The following is a 23,111-nucleotide window of genomic DNA, read 5'->3' on the forward strand; positions in this document are numbered from 1 at the left end:
CAAAAGCGGGCGGCGATCAGGAGATGCCGAATTCCTTGCCGATGAAGTCGAACAGGTCGTCGTCGCTGGCCTCGTCGAGCTGCTCGGCCACCTCGGCGTCCGCGGCGGGGGCCTGCTGGTCGTTCCACCGGGTGAGCAGGGCCTGCAGGCGGTTGGCGACCCGCAGGTGGGCCTCGGTGTCCGGTGCCGTCCCCAGCAGGGCGGCCTCCAGCCGGTCCAGCTCGTCGAGCAGCGGTGCGACGGCCTGTGCCGGGTCGGGCACCACCTCCGCCCGCAGCAGGTCGACCAGGGCCATCGGGGTCGGGTAGTCGAAGACCAGGGTGGCCGGCAGCCGCAGACCCGTCACCCCGTTGAGCCGGTTGCGCAGCTCGACGGCCGTCAGCGAGTCGAAGCCCAGGTCCTTGAAGGCCCGGTCGGCCTCCACCGCGTGCGGGCCGGCATAGCCGAGCACCGCCGCCACCTCACCGCAGACCAGCTCCAGCACGACCGCCTCGCGGTCCTCCTCGGCCACGCCCGCCAGCCGCTGGGCGAGCGACGGTCCGCTCGCCTCCACCGCACGGCGGACGGCGACGCCGCGCACCAGGCCGCGCAGCAGCGGCGGCAGCATCCCCGCCTCGGCCCGCTCCCGCAGACCGGCCTGCTCAAGACGGACCGGCACCAGCACCGGATCACCAGCACCGAGCGAGGCGTCCAGCAGCGCCAGCCCCTCGGCCGCGGAGAGCGGCAGCACACCGCCGCGCGCCATCCGCTCGACCTCGGCCGCACCCAACTCCCCCGCCATACCGCCGTCCTCGGCCCACAGACCCCAGGCCAACGACACCGCCGGCAGCCCCGCCGCCCGACGGTGCTGAGCGAGTGCGTCCAGGAAACTGTTCGCCGCCGCGTAGTTGGCCTGCCCCGCATTGCCGAACACACCGGCAGCGGAGGAGAAGACCACGAACGCGGACAGATCCTGATGCCTCGTCAGCTCGTGCAGATGCCAAGCAGCATCCACCTTCGGCCGCAGCACCGCAGCCAGCCGCTCCGGAGTCAGCGAGGAGATCACCCCGTCGTCCAGCACACCCGCGGTGTGCACCACCGCGGTCAGCGGCTGCTCCAGCGAACCGAGCAGCGACGCAAGGGCCTCCCGGTCCGCGACGTCACAGGCCGCGAACCGCACCGAAGCACCCAGCTCCGCCAGCCCGGCCGCCAACTCGGCAGCCCCGGGGGCTGCTCCGCCACGACGCGAGACCAGCAGCAGACTCCGCGCACCGTACTCCGCCACCAGATGCCGGGCCACCAGACCACCCAGCGAACCCGTCGCACCCGTGAGCAGCACCAGGCCCGCCGGATCCAGCAGCGGCAGCTCGGCCCCGGCCGCCACCGGCACCCGCGCCAACCGCGCCGCGAACGCCCGGCCCTCCCGCAACGCCAGCTGCGGCTCACCGGCGGCCAGCGCGCCGGGCAGCACGGACAGCGACGCGTCGTCCACGTCCACCAGCACGATCCGGCCCGGGTTCTCCGACTGCGCCGACCGCAGCAGACCGAGCACCGCCGCCGACGGCAGATCCGTGACGTCCTCCTCGGCGCTGACGGCCACCGCACCGCGCGTCACCACCACCAGCCGGGAGCCGGCGAACGCCTCCTCCGCCAGCCACTCCTGCACCAGCGCCAGCATGCGGTGCAGAGCCGCATGGGTGGCCGCGGCGCCATCGACGGCGCCGGTCGGCAGGAGCGGCACGACGACCGTGTCCGGCACGATCCCGCCCAGTCCCTCCAGGTCGTCGAAGCACTCCGCGCCCGCCAGCCCGAGGCCGTCCGCACCGAGCACCCCGACCGCACCGAGCGAGCCGGCCGACGGCAGCGCCACGCCCGTCCACTCCGGTCGGAGGAGCGCCTCGTGCCGACCGCCGCTGCCCGCCAACTGCTCGGGCGAGAAGGCCCGCAGGACGAGCGAGTCGATCGACGCCACCGGCGCACCCGACCCGTCCGCCACCGCCAGCGACACCGCATCCGGACCCGCCGCCGCCAGCCGCACCCGCACCTCGGCCGCGCCGGTGGCGAAGAGCGAGACACCCGACCAGGCGAACGGCAACCGCCCCTGGCCGGTGTCCTCCAGCAGGCCACCGAGCGCGATCGCGTGCAAGGTGGCGTCCAGCAGCGCCGGATGCAGACCGAAGTGGCCCGCCTCCGCCCGGCTGCCCTCGGGGAGCGCGACCTCGGCGAACAGCTCGTCACCGCGCCGCCAGGCCGCCCGCAGCCCCTGGAACACCGGGCCGTAGCCGAAGCCGGCCGTCGCGAAGCCGTCGTACAGGCCGTCGACGGCCACCGGCTGCGCACCGGTCGGCGGCCACTGGGTCAGGTCGCCGGGCAGCCCGACCCGCGCCTCGGCGGCATCGACCGCCAGCAGGCCGTTGGCGTGCCGGGTCCACGGCTGGTCCGGTTCGGCGTCCTCGGCCCGCGAGTACAGGCCGACCCCGCGCCGACCGCTCTCGTCCGGCGCGGCAACGGTCACCTGGACCTGCACCGCACCCTTGGCCGGCAGCACCAGCGGCGCCTCCAGGGTCAGTTCCTCCACCACGCTGCAGCCGACCTGGTCGCCGGCCCGGATCGCCAGCTCCACGAAGGCGGTGCCCGGCAGCAGCACCGTGCCGGCCACCGCGTGGTCGGCCAGCCACGGGTGGCTGTCCACCGCGAGCCGCCCGGTGAAGACGTGGCCGTCGCCGTCCGCGAGCGCCAACGAGGCACCCAGCAGCGGGTGGTCGGCTGCCCCCAGACCGGCCGAGGCGACATCGCCCACCAGGCCCGCACGGACCCGGGGCCAGAAGTTCTCCTGCTGGAAGGCGTAGGTCGGCAGGTCGACGCGTTGGGCTCCGAGTCCGGTGAAGAGTGCGGGCCAGTCGACCTTGGCGCCGCGCACGTGCAGCTGGGCGAGGGCGGTGGTGAAGGTCTCCGCCTCCGCGCGATCGCGGCGCAGCACGGGCGTGAACAGGGCCTCGTCCTCGGGGCTCACGCAGGCCTGGCCAAGGGCGCTGAGGGTGCCGTCGGGGCCCAGCTCCAGGAAGGTACGGACGCCCTGGCCCTCCAGCGCCGTGATCGCGTCGGCGAACCGCACGGCCTCGCGGACGTGGCGCACCCAGTACTCGGGGTCGGTCAGGTCGGCGGACCGGTCGAGCGTGGAGACGATCGGGATCTTCGGCTCGTGGAAGGTCAGTTCACCGGCGATCGCGCGGAACTCCGCCAGCATCGGCTCCATCAGCGGCGAGTGGAACGCATGGCTGACGGTGAGCCGCTTCGTCCTGCGGTCCAGCTTCTCGGCCAGCTCCAGCACCGCCTGCTCGGCACCCGAAAGCACCACGGCCGAAGGCCCGTTGACGGCGGCGATCCCCACGTCGCAGCGGTCGGCCAGCAGCGGCAGCAGCTCCTCCTCGCTCGCCTGCACCGCCACCATCGCACCACCCGCGGGCAGCGCCTGCATCAATCGGCCACGGGCGGCCACCAGCTTGGCGGCATCGGCCAGCGAGAGAACGCCCGCGACATGCGCGGCGGCCAGCTCACCGATCGAGTGCCCCGCCAGGAAGTCCGGTCGCACACCCCACGATTCGACGAGACGGAAGAGCGCGACTTCGAGCGCGAAGAGTGCCGGCTGGGTGTAGGCGGTCTGGTCGAGCAGGGCATCGGCCTCGGCCAGCGGCGTCTCCAGGTGCCGGTCCAGCTCGACGCGGACCGCGTCGTATGCCTCGGCGAACACCGGGAAAGCGGCGCGGAGTTCGGCGCCCATCCCGGCGCGCTGGCTGCCCTGGCCGGTGAACAGGACCGCGCTGCGGCCCGCCGAACCGGCGCCGCCGATGACGACCCGCGCCGCCGACTCGCCGCGCGACAGCGCCGCCAGGCCGCGGCGCAGCTCCTCGCGATTGCCGCCCAGGACCGCCGCGCGGTGTTCCAGCACCGTGCGCGTCGTCACCAGCGAGTAACCGACGTCGACCGGGTCGAGCGCCGGCTCGGCGTCCAGGTGGGCGAGCAGTCGCCCGGCCTGGCCGCGCAGCGCCTCCGGCGTGCGGCCGGAGAGCAGCAGCGGCGGGTGTCCGACGACGACGGGTGCGGCCGGGGCCTCGTCGGCGGGCTCGGGCGCCGGCTCGGCGTCCGGCGCCTGCTCCAGGATGATGTGCGCGTTGGTCCCGCTGAAACCGAAGGAGGAGACCGCCGCCCGGCGGGGCTCGCCCGTCTGCGGCCAGTCCCGGGCCTCGCTCAGCAGTTCCACCGCGCCCGCCGACCAGTCCACGTGCGTCGACGGCTCGCCGACGTGCAGCGTCTGCGGCAGCACGCCGTGGCGCATCGCCTGCACCATCTTGATGATCCCGGCGGCGCCCGCCGCGGCCTGGGTGTGCCCCAGGTTGGACTTCACCGAACCGAGCCAGAGCGGCCGCTCCGCGGTGTGCTCGCGGCCGTAGGTGGCCAGCAGCGCCTGGGCCTCGATCGGGTCGCCGAGGGTGGTGCCGGTCCCGTGCGCCTCGACGGCGTCGACCTGGGCCGGGGTCAGACGCGCACTGGCCAGCGCCTGCTTGATCACGCGCTGCTGGGACGGCCCGTTCGGCGCCGTCAGTCCGTTGGAGGCACCGTCCTGGTTGACCGCGGAGCCGCGCACCACGGCCAGCACCTGGTGCCCGTTGCGCCGTGCGTCCGACAGGCGTTCCACCAGCACCATGCCGACGCCCTCGCCCCAGGCGGTGCCGTCCGCGTCGTCCGAGAACGGCTTGCACCGCCCGTCGGCGGCCAGCCCGCGCTGGCGGCTGAACTCCACGAAGGTGCCCGGCGTCAGCATCACCGTGACGCCACCGGCCAGCGCCAGCGTCGACTCGCCCGAGCGCAGCGACTGGCAGGCCAGGTGCAGCGCGACCAGTGACGAGGAGCAGGCGGTGTCGATGGTGACCGCCGGACCCTCCAGGCCCAGCGTGTAGGAGACCCGGCCCGAGGCCACACTGCCCGAGGCCCCGGTGCCGACCTGGCCCTCCATCGCCTCCACGGACTGCTGGAGCAGCGCGCCGTAGTCGTTGTACATCACACCCACGAAGACGCCGGTCCGGCTGCCCCGGAGCGAGGTCGGGTCGATGCCCGCCCGCTCGAACGCCTCCCAGGAGGTCTCCAGCAGCAGCCGCTGCTGCGGGTCCATCGAGAGCGCCTCGCGCGGCGAGATGCCGAAGAAGCCGGGGTCGAAGAGCCCTGCCTCGTGCAGGAAGCCGCCCTCCCGGGTGTAGGAGGTGCCGGGGTGGTCGGGGTCCGGGTGGTAGAGGTTCTCGGTGTCCCAGCCCCGGTCCTCGGGGAAGAACGAGACCGCGTCCCGGCCACCGGCCACCAGGTCCCACAGGCCCTCCGGCGTGGTCACCCCGCCGGGGAAGCGGCAGGCCATGCCGACGATCGCGACCGGATCGTCGTCGACGGCCGCGGCCGGCACGGACGGCTCGCCGTCCTCGGGCCGCGCGCCCAGCAGCTCGGCACCGAGCAGCCCCGCGAGCGCGGTCGGCGTCGGGTAGTCGAAGACCAGCGTGGCCGGCAGCCGCAGACCCGTCACCCCGTTGAGCCGGTTGCGCAGCTCGACCGCCGTCAGCGAGTCGAAGCCCAGGTCCTTGAAGGCCCGGTCGGCCTCCACCGCATCCGGCCCGGTGTAGCCGAGCACCGCCGCGACCTCGGCGCGGACCAGCTCCAGCAGCACCGCCGCCCGCTCGGTCTCGGCCACGGCCGCGAGCCGCTGGGCCAGCGCCGACGCAGCGGCACCGCTGACGGCCTCGACGGTGCGCCGCATCGGCGCCCGGACCAGGCCGCGCAGCAGTGGCGGCAGCATCCCCGCCTCGGCCCGCTCCCGCAGACCGGCCTGCTCAAGACGGACCGGCACCAGTACCGGATCACCCGAGCGCACCGAGGCGTCCAGCAGCGCCAGCCCCTCGGCCGCGGAGAGCGGCAGCACACCGCCGCGCGCCATCCGCTCGACCTCGGCCGCACCCAACTCCCCGGCCATACCGCCGTCCTCGGCCCACAGACCCCAGGCCAACGACACCGCCGGCAGCCCCGCCGCCCGACGGTGCTGGGCAAGTGCGTCCAGGAAACTGTTCGCCGCCGCATAGTTGGCCTGCCCCGCATTGCCGAACACACCGGCGGCCGAGGAGAAGACCACGAACGCGGACAGATCCTGATGCCTCGTCAGCTCGTGCAGATGCCAAGCAGCATCCACCTTCGGCCGCAGCACCGCAGCCAGCCGCTCCGGAGTCAGCGAGGAGATCACCCCGTCGTCCAGCACACCCGCGGTGTGCACCACGGCAGTCAGCGGCTGCTCCAGCGAACCGAGCAGCGACGCAAGGGCCTCCCGGTCCGCGACATCGCAGGCCGCGAACTCCACCGAAGCACCCAGCTCCGCCAGCCCGGCCGCCAACTCGGCAGCCCCGGGGGCTGCTCCGCCACGACGCGAGACCAGCAGCAAGCGCCGCGCACCGTACTCCGCCACCAGATGCCGGGCCACCAGACCACCCAGCGAACCCGTCGCACCCGTGAGCAGCACCAGGCCCGCCGGATCCAGCACCGGCGCCTCGGCCTCGGCCACCACCACCCGCGCCAACCGCGCCGCGAACGCCCGGCCCTCCCGCAACGCCAGCTGCGGCTCGCCCGCGTCGATCGCACCGGGCAGCGCGGCCAGCGACAGGTCGTCCATGTCGATCAGCACGATCCGGCCCGGGTTCTCCGACTGCGCCGACCGCAGCAGACCGAGCACCGCCGCCGACGGCAGATCGGCCACGCCGTGCTCGGTGGTACCGGCCACCGCGCCCCGGGTCACCACCACCAGCCGGGAGCCCGCGAACGCCTCCTCCGCCAGCCACTCCTGGACCAGCCCCAGCGTGCGGCGCACCGCCTCATGCGTGGCCGCGACGACATCCACGGCATCGGTCGGCAGGAGCGGCAGGAGCGGCAGCACGACGGTGTCCGGCGCTGCCGGGACCAGCTCGCTCAACTCCGCGACGCACCTGGCCCCCGCGAGCCCGAGACGATCCGCACCGAGCACCGCGACCGAACCGGGCGACTCCGACGACGACAGGGCGACCCGCGTCCAGTCGGGCCGGAACAGCGCATCGTGCCGGTCCCCGTGGCCCGCCAACTGCTCGGCCGAGAAGGGCCGCAGCACGAGCGAGTCGATCGACGCCACCGGCGCACCCGACCCGTCCGCCACCGCCAGCGACACCGTGTCCGGACCCGCCGCCGACAGCCGCACCCGCACCTCGGCCGCACCGGCGGCAAAGAGCGAGACACCCGACCAGGCGAACGGCAACCGCCCCTGGCCGGTGTCCTCCAGCAGCCCGCCCAGCCCGATCGCATGCAGGGTCGCGTCCAGCAGCGCCGGATGCAGACCGAACAGGCCCGCCTCCTCGACGACCTCCGCCGGCAGCGCCACCTCGGCGAACAGCTCCTCGCCACGCCGCCACGCCGCCCGCAACCCCCGGAACGCCGGACCGTACCCGAAGCCCACCGCCTCGAAGCCCGGATAGACCGCGTCGACCGCGACCTCCTCGGCACCCGCCGGCGGCCACTGCGCCAACTCGAACGACGCCACCCGCTCACCCACCGCCAGCACACCCGTCGCGTGCCGCATCCAGGGCTCGCCGAACGGCGCGTCCTCGGCACGCGAGTACATGCTGACGCTGCGCCGGCCCGCCTCGTCCGGTGTGCCGACCCACAGCTGCACCTGAACGCCGCCCTTCGCCGGCAGGACGAGCGGAGCCTCCAGCATCAGCTCGTCCAGCAGGCCGCAGCCGACCTGGTCGCCGGCCCGGATCGCCAGCTCCACGAAAGCGGTGCCCGGCAGCACCACGCTGCCCGCGATCGCGTGGTCGGCCAGCCAGGGCTTCGCCTCGACCGCGAGCCGACCGGTGAACAGGTGGCCGTCGGCATCCGCGAGCGCCAGCGAGGCACCGAGCAGCGGGTGATCCGCCGAGCCGAGACCGGCCGACGCGACGTCACCGACCCAGCCGGTCAGCGGCCGGGGCCAGAAGCGCTCGTGCTGGAAGGCATAGGTCGGCAGACCCACCCGGTGGGCGCCGAGCCCGGCGAAGCGCGCCGGCCAGTCGACCTTGGCGCCGCGCACGTGCAACTGGGCGAGGGCGGTGGTGAACGTCTCCGCCTCCGCGCGGTCACGGCGCAGCACGGGCGTGAAGAGCACCTCGTCCTCGGCGGTCGCGCAGGCCTGGCCGAGCGCGGAGAGCGTGCCGTCCGGGCCCAGCTCCAGGAAGGTGCGGACGCCCTGGCCCTCCAGCGCCGCGATCGCGTCGGCGAAGCGGACGGCCTCGCGGACGTGGCGCACCCAGTGGTCGACCGTGGTGGGGTCGGCGTCCTGGTCGAGCGTGGAGACGATCGGGATCCGCGGTTCGTGGAAGGCCAACTCCGATACCACCGCGCGGAACTCGGCGAGCATCGGCTCCATCAGCGGCGAGTGGAACGCATGGCTCACGGTCAGCCGCCTGGACTTGCCACCCAGCTGCCCGGCCAGCTCCAGCACCGCCGCCTCGGTGCCCGAAAGCACCACGGAGGTCGGCCCGTTGACGGCCGCGATACCGACGTCGGAGCGGTCGGCGAGCAGCGGCAGCACCTCCGCTTCGGCGGCCTGGACGGCCACCATGGCGCCACCGGCGGGCAGCTGCTGCATCAGCCGGCCGCGGGCGGCCACCAGCCTGGCGGCGTCGGCGAGCGAGAGGACGCCCGCGACGTGCGCGGCGGCCAGCTCACCGATCGAGTGCCCGGCCAGGAAGTCCGGCCGCAGGCCCCAGGATTCGACCAGGCGGAAGAGCGCGACTTCGAGGGCGAAGAGCGCGGGCTGGGTGTACGCCGTCTCGTCGAGCAGCGCACCGGCCTCGGCCAGCGGCACCGCCAGGTGCCGGTCCAGCTCGGCGGTGGCGGCGTCGTAGGCCGCGGCGAACACCGGGTAGGCGGCGTGGAGTTCGGCGCCCATGCCGAGGCGCTGGCTGCCCTGCCCCGCGAAGAGGAACGCCGTCCGCCCCACCGTGCCCGCACGCCCGGCCACGGCCCGCGCCGCCGACTCGCCGCGCGACAGCGCCGCCAGCGCGTCACGCAGTTCCGCACGGTCGCCGCCGACCAGCACGGCCCCGTGCTCCAGGGCGGCCCGGCCGGTGGCCAGGGAGAAGCCGACGTCGACCGGGTTGAGCGCCGGCTCGGCGTCCAGCTGGGCCAGCAGCCGCTCGGCCTGTCCGCGCAGCCCCTGCGCCGTGCGCGCCGACAGCACCCACGGCAGCACGGGCATGCGCTCGGCCGGCCTCGGCGACGCCGGCGCCGCCTCGTCGGCGGGCGCCTGCTCCAGCAGGATGTGCGCGTTGGTGCCGCTGATCCCGAAGGAGGAGACCGCGGAGCGCCGCGGCTCGCCCGTCTGCGGCCACTCCTGGGCCCGGCTCAGCAGCTCCACCGCTCCGGCGGACCAGTCCACGTGCGTCGACGGCTCGCCGACGTGCAGCGTCTGCGGCAGCACCCCGTGCCGCATCGCCATCACCATCTTGATCACACCGGCCGCGCCCGCCGCCGCCTGGGTGTGGCCGAGGTTGGACTTGACCGAGCCGAGCCAGAGCGGCCGGTCCTCGGTGTGCTCCTGACCGTAGGTGGCGAGCAGCGCCTGGGCCTCGATCGGGTCGCCCAGCGAGGTGCCGGTGCCGTGCGCCTCCACCGCGTCGACCTGGGCCGGCGTCAGGCGCGCATTGGCCAGCGCCTGGCGGATCACCCGCTGCTGGGACGGCCCGTTCGGCGCCGTCAGTCCGTTGGACGCACCGTCCTGGTTGACCGCGGAGCCGCGGACGATGGCCAGCACCTGGTGCCCGTTGCGCCGCGCGTCGGAGAGCCGCTCGACCAGCACCATGCCGACGCCCTCGCCCCAGCCGGTGCCGTCCGCGTCGTCCGAGAAGGCCTTGCAGCGCCCGTCCGTCGCCAGCCCGCGCTGGCGGCTGAACTCCACGAAGGTGCCCGGCGTCAGCATCACCGTGACGCCGCCGGCCAGCGCGAGGGTCGACTCGCCCGAGCGCAGCGACTGGCACGCCAGGTGCAGCGCGACCAGCGAGGAGGAGCAGGCGGTGTCGATGGTGACCGCCGGACCCTCCAGGCCCAGCGTGTAGGAGACCCGGCCGGAGGCCACACTGCCCGTCGAGCCGGTGCCGACCTGGCCCTCCAGGCCCTCGATCGAGTGCTGCAGCACGACGCCGTAGTCGTTGTACATCACACCGACGAAGACGCCGGTCCGGCTGCCCTTGAGCGAGGTCGGGTCGATGCCCGCCCGCTCGAAGGTCTCCCAGGAGGTCTCCAGCAGCAGCCGCTGCTGCGGGTCGATCGACAGTGCCTCGCGCGGCGAGATGCCGAAGAAGCCCGGGTCGAAGTGACCGGCGTCGTGCAGGAAGCCGCCCTCGCGGGTGTAGGAGGTGCCCTGGTGGTCGGGGTCCGGGTGGTAGAGGTTCTCGGTGTCCCAGCCGCGGTCCTCGGGGAAGAAGGAGATCGCGTCCCGGCCGCCCGCGACCAGGTCCCACAGGTCCTCGGGCGAGGCCACCCCGCCGGGGAAGCGGCAGGCCATGCCGACGATCGCGATCGGCTCGTCGTCGACGGCCGCGGCCACCACGGCGGGCAGGCCGTCCCCGGGCAGCGCGCCCAGCAGCTCGGCACCGAGCAGCCCGGCCAGCGCGGTCGGGGTCGGGTAGTCGAAGACCAGGGTGGCCGGCAGTCGCAGTCCCGTGGCTCCGTTGAGACGGTTGCGCAGCTCGACCGCCGTCAGCGAGTCGAAACCGAGCTCCTTGAAGGCGCGGGAGCCGTCCACGGAGACGTGGTCGGGGTAGCCGAGCACCGCGGCGACCTCGGCGCAGACCAGCGCCAGCAGCGCGGCCTCGCGCTCGTCCTCCGGCAGCGCCAGCAGCCGCTGGGCCAGGGCCGATCCGGCACCGCCGCCCGCCGCCTTCGCCGCGCGCCGCACCGGCACCCGGACCAGGCCGCGCAGCAGCGGCGGCAGCAGGCCGAGCCCGGCCTGGGCGCGCAGGCCCGCGAGATCGAGCTGGACCGGCACCAGGACCGGGTCCGGGGCCTGCACGGACACGTCGAAGAGCAGCAGGCCGTCCTCGGCGGTCAGCGCGGTGACTCCGCCGCGCGCCATCCGCTCGACGTCCGAGCGGACCAGGGCCGCGCCCATCCCGCCGTCCTCGGCCCACAGACCCCAGGCCAGCGAGAGGGCCGGCAGACCGGCGGCGTGCCGGTGCTCGGCGAGCGCGTCCAGGAAAGCGTTGCCCGCCGCGTAGTTGCCCTGCCCGGCCGCACCGAACACCCCGGCAGCGGAGGAGAAGACGATGAACGCGGCAAGGTTCTGATGCTTCGTCAGCTCGTGCAGGTGCCAGGCCGCATCGACCTTGGGCCGCAGCACCGCAGCCAGCCGCTCCGGAGTCAGGGACGAGATCACCCCGTCGTCCAGCACACCCGCGGTGTGCACCACGGCGGTCAGCGGCTGCTCCAGCGAGGCGAGCAGCGACGCAAGGGCCTCCCGGTCCGCCACGTCACAGGCCGCGAACCGCACCGAGGCACCCAGCTCGGTCAGCCCGGCCGCCAACTCCACCGCACCCTCGGCCGCTTCACCGCGCCGCGACACCAACAGCAGCCGACGCACCCCGTACTCGCTCACCAGATGCCGCGCGAAGAGACCACCCAGCGTCCCCGTCGCACCGGTCACCAGCACCGTGCCCTCCGGGTCCAGCCGCACCGGCGACACCTCGTCACCGGCCGCCGAAGCCCGCACCAGACGCGGCACATACGCCGCACCCGCACGCAGCGCCACCTGCGGCTCACCCACCTCCACGGCCGCCGCCAGCACGGACGACGAAGCATCGTCCACGTCCACCAGCACGCTCCGGCCCGGATTCTCCGACTGCGCCGACCGCAACAGACCCAGAACCGCCGCCGACGGCAGATCACGCACGTCCTCACCCGGCAACGCAGCCACCGCACCACGCGTCACCACCACAAGCCGGGAATCGGCGAACGCCTCCTCCGCCAACCACTCCTGCACCAGCGCCAAGGCAACGCGCACAGCCTCATGGGTGGCTGCGACAACGTCCCCGGCCTCCACCGGCAGCACAGGCAGCACAGGCAGCACGATCGTGTCCGGCACCGCCGCGACCAGCTCGCGCAACTCCGCGACACACCTGGCCCCCGCGAACCCGAGGCCGTCCTCACCCAGCACCGCCACCGCACCGAGCGACCCGGCCGACGGCAGCGCCACACCCGACCACTCCGTCCGGAACAACGCCTCGGACCGCCCACCACCAACCGCCAACTGCTCGGCCGAGAAAGGCCGCAGCACCAGCGAATCGACCGACGCCACCGGCGCACCCGTGCCATCGGCCACCACCAACGACACCGCACCCGTGCCCACCGCCGACAACCGCACCCGCAACTCCACCGCACCCGCAGCGAAGAGCGACACACCCGACCACGCGAACGGCAACCGCCCCTCACCCGGCTCCGCCACCAGGCCACCCATCAGCCCGATCGCATGCAACGACGCGTCCAACAACGCCGGATGCAGACCGAACAGACCCGCCTCCTCAGCCGCCTCCTCCGGCAGCACCACCTCGGCGAACACCTCACCACCACGCCGCCAGGCCGCCCGCAACCCACGGAAGACCGGACCGTAACCGAAGCCCGCCGCCTCGAAGTTCGGGTAGACCGCCTCGACCGGCACCGTCTCCGCACCGGCCGGCGGCCACTGCGTCAGCTCGAACGACGCCGCCCGCTCGCCCACCGCGAGGACACCGGTCGCGTGCCGGGTCCACGGCTCCTCCGGTCCCGCGTCCTCCAGCCGCGAGTGGACCGAGAGTTGACGTCGACCGGCCTCGTCGGGCCCACCCACCGCGACCTGCATCTGAACGCCACCGCGTTCCGGCAGGACGAGCGGCGCCTCCAGCGTCAGCTCGTCCAGCAGGTCGCAGCCGACCTGGTCGCCGGCCCGGATCGCCAGCTCCACGAAGGCCGTGCCCGGCAGCAGGACGACCTCGCCGACGGCGTGGTCGGCCAGCCAGGGGTGGGTGTCCACCGCGAGCCGCCCGGTGAAGAGCAGCCCGTCGGCGTCGGCCAGGCCGACGAAGGCGCCCAGTAGCGGGTGATCGGCCAGGTCGAGACCGAGCAGGGCAACGGCCGCCTCGCCCACCGGAATCGGCGGCGCCTCCAGCCAGTAGCGCTCGTACTGGAAGGCGTAGGTGGGCAGGTCGATCCGCCGGGCACCGGTGCCCGCGAAGACGGCCGACCAGTCGAGCTTGACGCCGCGCACGTGCAGCTGGGCGAGGGCGGTGGTGAAGGTCTCCGCCTCCGCCCGGTCACGGCGCAGCACGGGAGCGAACAGCGCCTCGTCCTCGGCGCTCACGCAGGCCTGGCCGAGTGCGGAGAGCGTGCCGTCCGGCCCCAGCTCCAGGAAGCTGCGCACCCCCTCCGCCTTCAACACCGCGATCGCGTCAGCGAACCGCACCGCCTCACGGACATGCCGCACCCAGTACTCCACCGAAGCCAGATCCGCCGACCGGTCCAACGTCGACACGATCGGGATCCGCGGCTCCCCGAAAGCCAACCCCGCCACCACCGCACGGAACTCCGCCAGCATCGGCTCCATCAACGGCGAATGGAACGCATGACTCACCGTCAGCCGCCTGAACCTGCCACCCAGCCGACCCACAACCTCCAACACCCCCGCCTCGGCACCCGAAAGCACCACAGCAGCAGGCCCGTTGACCGCAGCAATCCCCACATCCGAACGCCCCACCAGCAGCGGCAACACCTCCGCCTCGCCCGCCTGCACCGCCACCATCGCACCACCCGCAGGCAACGCCTGCATCAACCGCCCACGCGCCACCACCAACCGCGCCGCATCCGCCAGCGACAACACCCCCGCCACATGCGCCGCCGCCACCTCACCAATCGAATGCCCCACCAAGAAGTCCGGCACCACACCCCACGACTCCACCAACCGGAACAGCGCCACCTCCAACGCGAACAACGCCGGCTGCGTATACGCCGTCTCATCCAGCAGCCCACCGGCCTCGGCCAGCGGCGTCTCCAGGTACCGGTCCAACTCCACACGGACCGCTTCATAGACCTCGGCGAACACCGGGAACGCAGCACACAACTCCGCCCCCATCCCCGCCCGCTGACTCCCCTGCCCCGCGAACAGGAACGCCGTCCGCCCCGCCGAACCCGCCACACCCAGCACCGCACACGCCGCGGCCGGCTCGCCGGCCGCAAAGGACGCCAACTCGGCGTCGAGCAGCTCGGGTTCGGCGATCGGCAGGATCACGCGGTGTTCGAAGGCCGTGCGGGTGGTGGCGAGCGAGAAGGCGAGGTCGGGCAGGGTGGTCCCGGGCCGCTCCCGCAGGTGTTCCCGCAGCCGCTCGGCCTGCGCCCGCAGCGCCTCGGGGCTCTTCGCCGACAGCACGACGGGCAGTACGGGCATCACAGGCACGGCAGGCAGTACCGGCAGCACGGACGCGGACGCCACGGACGCCACAGGCACTGCCGGCGGCTCCTCGATGATGGCGTGCGCGTTGGTGCCGCTGATGCCGAAGGAGGAGACGCCGGCCCGGCGCGGCCGGTCGCCCTGCGGCCACTCCCGGGCCTCGGTGAGCAGTTCCACCGCCCCGGCGGACCAGTCCACGTGCGTCGACGGCTCGCCGACGTGCAGCGTCTGCGGCAGCACCCCGTGCCGCATCGCCATGATCACCTTGATGATGCCCGCGACACCGGCCGCCGCCTGGGTGTGGCCCAGGTTGGACTTGACCGAGCCGAGCCAGAGCGGCTGCTCCTCGGTGTGCTCCTGGCCGTAGGTGGCGAGCAGCGCCTGCGCCTCGATCGGGTCGCCGAGGGTGGTGCCGGTGCCGTGCGCCTCGACCAGGTCGATCTGGTCCCCGGTCAGCCCGGCCGAGGCCAGCGCCTGGCGGATCACCCGCTGCTGGGACGGCCCGTTGGGCGCGGTCAGGCCGTTGGACGCGCCGTCCTGGTTGATCGCCGAGCCGCGCACGACCGCGAGCACCGGGTGCCCGTGGCGGCGGGCGTCGGAGAGCCGCTCGACCAGCAGCATGCCCGCGCCCTCGGCCCAGCCGGTGCCGTCCGCGTCGTCCGAGAACGACTTGCAGCGCCCGTCGCGGGCCAGGCCGCGCTGGCGGCTGAAGTCGACGAAGGTGTCGGGCTTGGCCATCACGGTCGCGCCGCCGGCCAGCGCCATCGTGCACTCGCCGGTCCGCAGCGCCTGGATCGCCCAGTGCAGCGCGACCAGCGAGGAGGAGCAGGCGGTGTCGACGGTGACCGCCGGGCCCTCCAGGCCCAGCACGTAGGAGACGCGGCCCGAGGCGATGCTGCCCGAGTTGCCGGTGCCGAGGTAGCCCTCGACGCCCGGCGGGATGGCGGGCAGCCGGGTGATGTAGTCGTGGTACATGATCCCGGCGAAGACGCCGGTCCGGCTGCCGCGCACCGAGTCCAGGTCAATGCCGGCCCGCTCGAAGGCCTCCCAGGAGGTCTCCAGGAGCAGCCGCTGCTGCGGGTCCATCGCCAGCGCCTCGCGCGGCGAGATCCCGAAGAAGGCCGGGTCGAAGTCGCCGGCGCCGTGCAGGAAGCCGCCCTCGCTGGTGTACGAGGTGCCCGGGTGGTCCGGGTCCGGGTGGTAGAGGTTCTCGACGTCCCAGCCGCGGTCGGTGGGGAAGGCGGAGATGCCGTCGGCCCCGGCGGCGATCAGCTGCCACAGGTCCTCGGGCGAGCGCACCCCGCCCGGGTAGCGGCAGGCCATGCCGACGATGGCGATCGGGTCGTCCGAGGCGGCGACCGGCGCGGGGGCGGCCTCGGTGGCGGCCTCGCCCAGGCCCAGCGCCTCGGTGTGCAGGTAGCCGGCGAGTGCGGCGGGGGTCGGGTAGTCGAAGACGACGGTGGCCGGCAGGCGGACCCCGGCCACGCTGTTCAGCCGGTTGCGCAGCTCGACCGAGGTCAGCGAGTCGAAGCCGATCTCGCGGAAGGCCTTGGCCGGGTCGACGGTGTGGGCGCCCGCGTGGCCCAGCACCAGGGCGACCTGGGTGCGGACCAGCTCGACGAGGGCGCGCTGCTGCTCCTCCTCGGTGAGCGCGAGCAGGCGCTGCACCAGCGTGGCGTCCCCGCCCGCGCCGCCGGCGGCGGCCACCCGGCGGACCGGGGTGCGCACCAGGCCCGCCAGCACGGCGGGCAGGCGGCCGGTCCTGGCCTGGTGGCGCAGCCCGGCCTGGTCGAGCCGGATCGGCACCAGGGTGGCGGCGGGCCGGACGAGCGCCGCGTCGAACAGGGCCAGGCCCAGCTCGCCGGTGAGCGGGGCGACGCCGTTGCGGGTCATCCGCTCGACGTCGGCCTCGTCCAGGGTTCCGGCCATGCCGCCGGCCCACAGGCCCCAGGCCAACGAGGTGGCCGGCAGCCCGGCCGCCCGGCGCTGCTCGGCGAGCCCGTCCAGGAAGGCGTTGGCCGCCGCGTAGTTGCCCTGCCCGGCCGCGCCGAACACCCCGGCGGCGGAGGAGAAGAGCACGAACGCGGCAAGGTTCTGATGCTTCGTCAGTTCGTGCAGGTGCCAGGCCGCGTCCACCTTGGGTCGCAGCACCGCGTCGACCCGCTCCGCCGTCAGCGAGGAGACGATGCCGTCGTCCAGCACACCGGCGGTGTGCACCACGGCGGTCAGCGGGTGCTCCAGCGATCCGAGCAGCCCGGCCAGCGCCTCCCGGTCCGCCACGTCACAGGCCGCGAACCGCACCGAGGCGCCCAGTTCGGTCAGCCCGGCCGCCAACTCCGCCGCGCTCTCGGCCGCTTCACCGCGCCGCGACACCAACAGCAGCCGACGCACCCCGTACTCGCTCACCAGATGCCGCGCGAAGAGACCACCCAGCGTCCCCGTCGCACCGGTCACCAGCACCGTGCCCTCCGGGTCCAGCCGCACCGGCGACACCTCGTCACCGGCCGCCGAAGCCCGCACCAGACGCGGCACATACGCCGCACCCGCACGCAGCGCCAGCTGCGGCTCGCCCAGCTCCACCGCACCGGGCAGCGCCGAAAGCGACGCGTCGTCGACGTCCACCAGCACGATCCGGCCCGGGTTCTCCGACTGCGCCGAGCGCAGCAGGCCCAACGCCGCCGACGACGGCAGATCGGCGACATCCTCACCCGGCAGGGCGGCCACCGCACCGCGGGTCACCACCACCAGGCGGGAATCGGCGAACGCCTCCTCCGCCAGCCACTCCTGGAGCCGGGCGAGCACCTCCTGGACGGCCGTGCGGGCCTCCTCGGCCGAGCCCGCGGCAGCGCCGATCGGCAGGTGGAGGGTGGTGGGCGCGGAGCCGTCGGTGCCCAGGCGCGCGGCCAGGGCGGCCAGGCTCTGCGGTGCGTCGACGCCGTGCCCGGCGGCGAGCAGGCCGGCGGCGAGGCCGAGCGGGTCGGGGCCGACGACGGTGTGCCGCTCGGCGGGCGCGTCGGCGGGCTCGGGCAGCGTGAGGGGCGTCCAGGTGAGTTCGAACAGCGCCTCGGCGACGGCGGCGGCGAGGCGGTCGGCCTCCTGGAGCTGGACGGGGGCGATCGGGCGCAGCACCAGGCTCTCGACGGTGGAGACCAGCGCGCCGGCGGCGTCCACGGCGGTGAGCGCGACGGAGTCGGGACCGGCCGGGGCGATCCGCACCCGCAGCGTGGCGGCGCCGACCGCGTGCAGCGCGACCCCGGTGAAGGAGAACGGCAGCCGCCCCTGCGCGGGGCCGCCCTGCCCGGTGGTGAGGGCCACGGCGTGCAGGGCCGCGTCGAGCAGCGCGGGGTGCAGGCCGAAGCCGGCCGCCTCGCCGGCGGCGGACTCGGGCAGCGCGACCTCGGCGAAGACCTCCTCGCCGCGCACCCAGGCGGCGCGCAGGCCCTGGAAGACCGGGCCGTAGCCGAAGTCGGCCTCGGCGAGCGCCTGGTAGAAGCCGGTGAGCTCGACCGGGGCGGCCTCGGCGGGCGGCCAGACGGCGGTCTCGAAGCCGGCCGGGGCGGTGGTGGTGCCGGTGCCGAGCAGGCCCTCGGCGTGCCGGGTCCACGGCTCGTCGTCCTCGGCGTCCTCCGGGCGGGAGTAGACGGTCAGCGGGCGCAGCCCGGTCGCCTCCGCCCGGCCGACCCACAACTGCACCTGGACGCCGCCCGTTTCGGGCAGCACCAGCGGCGCCGCCAGGGTCAGCTCCTCCAGCCGGTCGCAGCCGACGTGGTCGCCGGCCCGCATCGCCAGTTCGACGAAGGCGGTGCCGGGCAGCAGCACCGAGCCGGCCACCGCGTGGTCGGCCAGCCAGGGGTGGGTGTCGACCGCGAGGCGGCCGGAGAAGAAGAAGCCGTCGCTGTCGGCGAGTGCCACGACCGCGCCGAGCAGCGGGTGGTCGGCAGAGCCGAGGCCGATCGCGCGCGCGTCGGCCGGCAGCGGGGCCGAGCGGTCGATCCAGTACTCCTCGTGCTGGAAGGCGTAGGTGGGCAGGTCGACCCGCCGGGCGCCGCGGCCGGCGAAGACGGCCGGCCAGTCGAGCCGGACCCCGCGCACGAACAGCCGCGCCAGGCCCGCGGTGAACGCCTCGGCCTCCGGGCGTCCGGGCCGCAGCACCGGGGCGAGGACGGCCTCCTTGGTGACGCACTCCTGGGCCAGGGCGGTGAGGGTGCCGTCGGGCCCCAGCTCCAGGAAGGTGCGCACGCCCTCGGCCTCCAGGCCGGCCACGGCGTCCTGGAACCGCACGGCCTCGCGGACGTGGCGCACCCAGTGGTCCGCGGAGCAGAGCTCCTCGGCGGTGGCGAGCCGGCCGGTGCGGGTGGAGACGATCGGGATCCGCGGCGCGGCGTAGCTCAGCCGCTCGGCGACGGCGCGGAAGGTGTCGAGCATGCCGCTCATCAGCGGCGAGTGGAAGGCATGGCTGACGGTGAGGCGCTTGGTCTTGCGGCCCAGCTCCGCGAGCTGCCCGGCCACCGCCAGGACGGCCGGCTCGGCGCCCGAGAGCACCACGGCCGAAGGCCCGTTGACGGCGGCGATCGCCACGTCCGCGCGGCCCGCGAGCAGCGGGAGCACCTCGGCCTCGGCGGCCTGCACCGCCAGCATCGCGCCGCCGGCGGGCAGCGCCTGCATCAGCCGGCCGCGCGCGGCCACCAGCGCGGCGGCGTGGCCGAGGGTCAGCACACCGGCGACGTGCGCGGCGGCGATCTCACCGATCGAGTGCCCGGCCAGGTAGTCCGGGCGCACCCCCCAGGACTCGACGAGGCGGAACAGCGCCACCTCGATCGCGAAGAGCGCGGGCTGGGTGTATCCGGTCCGGTGCAGCAGCTCGGGGTCGGCGACGGCCTCCTTGAGCGGGCGCTCCAGGTAGCGGTCCAGCTCGGCGCAGGCCGCGTCGTAGGCCTCGGCGAACACCGGGAAGGCGTCGTACAGTTCGGCGCCCATGCCGAGGCGCTGGCTGCCCTGCCCGGCGAAGAGGAAGGCCACCCGGCCCACCGGACCGGTGCTGCCCTGCTGCGCGCCGGCACTCTCCTCGCCGCGGGCGAGGGCGGCCACCGCCCGCCGCAGTTCGTCGCGCTCGCCGCCGACCACGACGGCCCGGTGCTCGAAGGCGGCCCGGGTGGTGGCCAGCGAGAAGCCCACGTCGACCGGGCCCACCGCGGGCCCGGCGTCCAGCAGGGCGAGCAGCCGGGCGGCCTGCTCGGCCAGCGCCTGCTCGGTGCGCCCCGACAGCACCCACGGCACCACCGGGGTGCGCACGGTCACCGCGGGCTGCTCGGCGGCCTCGTCGGCCGGCGGCGCCTGTTCGAGGATGGCGTGCGCATTGGTGCCGCTGAAGCCGAAGGAGGAGACGGCGGCGCGGCGCGGTTCCTCGCCCTGCGGCCAGGCCTGCTCCGCGGCGAGCAGCCGCACGGCGCCCGCGGTCCAGTCGACCACCGGCGAGGGCTGCTCGGCGTACAGGGTGCGGGGCAGCACGCCGTGGCGCATCGCCTCGACCATCTTGATCACACCGGCGACGCCCGCGGCGGCCTGGGTGTGGTTGAGGTTGGACTTGACCGAGCCGAGCCAGAGCGGGCGGTCCGCGGGGCGGTCCTGGCCGTAGGTGGCGAGCAGCGCCTGCGCCTCGATCGGGTCACCGAGCGAGGTGCCGGTGCCGTGCGCCTCGACGGCGTCGACCTGCTGGGGCGTCAGCCGGGCGTCCGCCAGGGCCTGGCGGATGACGCGCTGCTGCGAGGGGCCGCTGGGGGCGGTCAGGCCGTTGCTGGCGCCGTCCTGGTTGACGGCGGTGCCGCGCACGATCGCCAGCACCGGGTGCCCGTTGCGCCGCGCGTCGGAGAGCCGCTCGACGAGCAGCATGCCGACGCCCTCGCCCCAGCCGGTGCCGTCCGCACCGGCGGCGAACGCCTTGCAGCGGCCGTCGGCGGCAAGACCCCGCTGGCGGCTGAAGTCGACGAACGCCTCGGGGGTGGACATCACGGTGACGCCGCCGGCCAGCGCCAGCGTGGACTCGCCGCGGCGCAGCGACTGGCAGGCCAGGTGCAGGGCGACCAGCGAGGAGGAGCAGGCGGTGTCGATGGTGAGCGCCGGGCCCTCCAGGCCCAGCGTGTAGGCGACCCGGCCCGAGGCGATGCTGGCCGAGCTGCCGGTGCCCAGAAAAGCCTCGACGCCCTCCGGCACGGCGTGCAGGCGGGCGGCGTAGTTGTGGTAGATGACACCGGCGAAGACGCCGGTGCGGCTGCCGCGCAGGGTGGCCGGGTCGATGCCGGCCCGCTCGAACGCCTCCCAGGAGGTGGTCAGGAGCAGCCGCTGCTGCGGGTCCATCGCGAGCGCCTCGCGCGGCGAGATGCCGAAGAACGCCGGGTCGAACTCGGTGGCCCGGTGCAGGAAGCCGCCCTCGTCGACGTAGGAGGTGCCCGGGTGGTCCGGGTCCGGGTGGTAGATGGCGTCGCGGTCCCAGCCGCGGTTGACGGGGAAGGCGTCGACGGCGTCCCGGCCCTCGTGCACCAGGCGCCACAGCTCCTCCGGCGAGGCGACGTCGCCGGGGAAGCGGCAGGCCATGCCGATGATGGCGATCGGTTCGTGGTCGGCGCTCTCCACCTCCTGGAGGCGCTGGCGGGTCTGCGCCAGATCGGCGGTCACCCACTTGAGGTAGTCACGAAGCGTCTCTTCATTCGACATCTGATTGCCCACCTCTTCAACGCATCCAGTCGGCTCACGTCGCGCTTCGACGGAATTCACCGGCAGGAATTCGCAGCCACCTCGCCCATGGCATTTCGCTAGCCAGATGATGGTCGGGCCCCAGGGGCCCCTCAACCCCTAACCGTCCCCTAGGGCGCTGCCCGTGCGCTGCTCACCGCGCCCGTGGCGTGCGCCGATCCGGCAGTAGCCGATCGGGTACCCCCGTGGTGCCCCGTGGCGGGGGCCCGGTCCGGCGGCCCGTTCGCCCATTGCCGGTGGGTCGGCCCAGCGGAAAAGCTGGCGTGAGTCCGTGCAAGACCGCGGACCGGGCCAGGGCAAGCGCATTGAATCGAGGTCACCATGGCTGATCCGGACGACTCGCAGACCGGCGGTTACGCCGCCGAGATCATGGCGGCACTGGCGGCGGACCCGGACCGCGCCGCCCTGTCCTGGCAGGGTCGCGACGTGCGGGCCGGCGACTTCGCCGACGCCGTCAGCGGCGCGGTGCACACCCTGCGCGGCCTCGGGGTCGGTCCCGGCAGCATGGTGGGCATCCTGGTGACGCCCAACAGCCCCGACATGTTCAGCGCGCGTCACGCCGCCCATCTGCTCGGCGCCGCCGTCTGCTACCTCGGCACGATCAACCCGGGGTCGGCCAAGCGGGTGCTGCCGGTCGAGGGACAGCTGCGGATCCTGCGCGACACGGCCGTCTCGGTGCTCTTCACCGATGCCGAAAACGTGGCGCGGGCCGCCGAGTTGGCTGCTCTGGCGGACACGCCGCCGACGATCACCGGCTACCACCTGGACGCGGCGGGCGCGGTGCCGATCGCCGCGCGGCCCGCGGCGGAGCTCGGCGAGAGCACGCCGTTCGACGCCGAGGCGCTGGCCGCGGTGCTGTTCACCAGCGGCAGCACCGGGCGCCCCAAGGGCATCCGGATGTCCAACCGCATCTGGGAGAGCAGCGTCCGCACCAACCTCGGCTCGATGATCGAGGCCGACCACCCCCGGATGCTCGTCACCACCCCGCTGAGCCACACGGTCGGCCCGATGGCCGACGCCGTCCTGCTCTCCGGCGGAACGGTCGTGCTGCACGAGGAGTTCGAGCCCGGCGCGGTGCTGCGCACGGTGGCCGAGGAGAAGATCACCCGGACCTTCATGGCCACCGAGCACCTCTACCGCCTGCTCGACCACCCCGACAGCCGCACGGCCGACCTGACCACGCTCTGGCTGCTGATCTACACCGGCAGCGCCGCGGCACCCGCCCGACTGGCCGACGCCGTCGAGGTGTTCGGCTTCCGGCTGCTCCAGGCCTACGGGGCCAGCGAGGGCGGCCGGATCACCCACCTCAACCCCTGGGAGCACCAGGACCCGCGACTGCTCTCCTCGGTGGGCCGCCCGTTCCCCGAGGTCGAGGTCAAGGTGTGCGACCCCGACTCCGGCGCCGAGGTCCCGGTGGGGACCCAGGGCGAGGTGTGGTTCCGTTCGCCGCACGTGATGGACGGCTACTGGGACGACCCCGAGCTGTCGGCCACCGTGCTGCGCGACGGCTGGGTGCGCACCGGCGACCTCGGCCGGCTCGACGAGGACGGCCTGCTGTACCTGCTGGACCGGATCGCCGACGTGGTCAAGACCCGGGGCGTCAAGGTCCACCCGACCGAGGTGGAGCGCGCCGTGCTGGCGCTGCCCGGCGTCGCGCACGCCGCGGTCTACGGCGTCAAGGACGCCGACAACGTCGAACACGTGCACGCGGCCGTGGTGCTGCAGCCCGGTGCCGGGATCGGCGCCGAGGACATCCGGTCCCACGTCGCCGCGGCCCTGTCCCCCGTGCACGCCCCCGAACACATCATGCTGCTCGACGAGCTCCCGCTGAACGCCTCCGGCAAGCCGGACAAGCCGCAGCTGCGCGCGCTGG

At 74.4% G+C, this 23,111-nt stretch carries 1 protein-coding gene and 1 pseudogene; one reads left to right on the plus strand and one right to left on the minus strand.

Features of this window, described 5'->3' with window-relative positions:
• Window positions 1–16: 16 nt before the first annotated feature.
• The gene (locus OG500_RS07570; RefSeq protein ID WP_442907010.1) at window positions 17–21,259 is read right to left on the minus strand and encodes a type I polyketide synthase; all 21,243 of its coding nucleotides are present in this window, start codon (window positions 21,257–21,259) and stop codon (window positions 17–19) included.
• A 348-nt stretch (window positions 21,260–21,607) separates the two neighbouring features.
• On the opposite strand from OG500_RS07570, the pseudogene OG500_RS07575 reads away from it, so the two are divergent.
• Window positions 21,608–23,071 (plus strand): annotated as a pseudogene (locus OG500_RS07575) (class I adenylate-forming enzyme family protein); the annotation flags it as partial.
• Window positions 23,072–23,111: the final 40 nt, after the last annotated feature.

This window comes from Kitasatospora sp. NBC_01250 (genome assembly GCF_036226465.1).
Taxonomy (GTDB): Bacteria; Actinomycetota; Actinomycetes; order Streptomycetales; family Streptomycetaceae; genus Kitasatospora.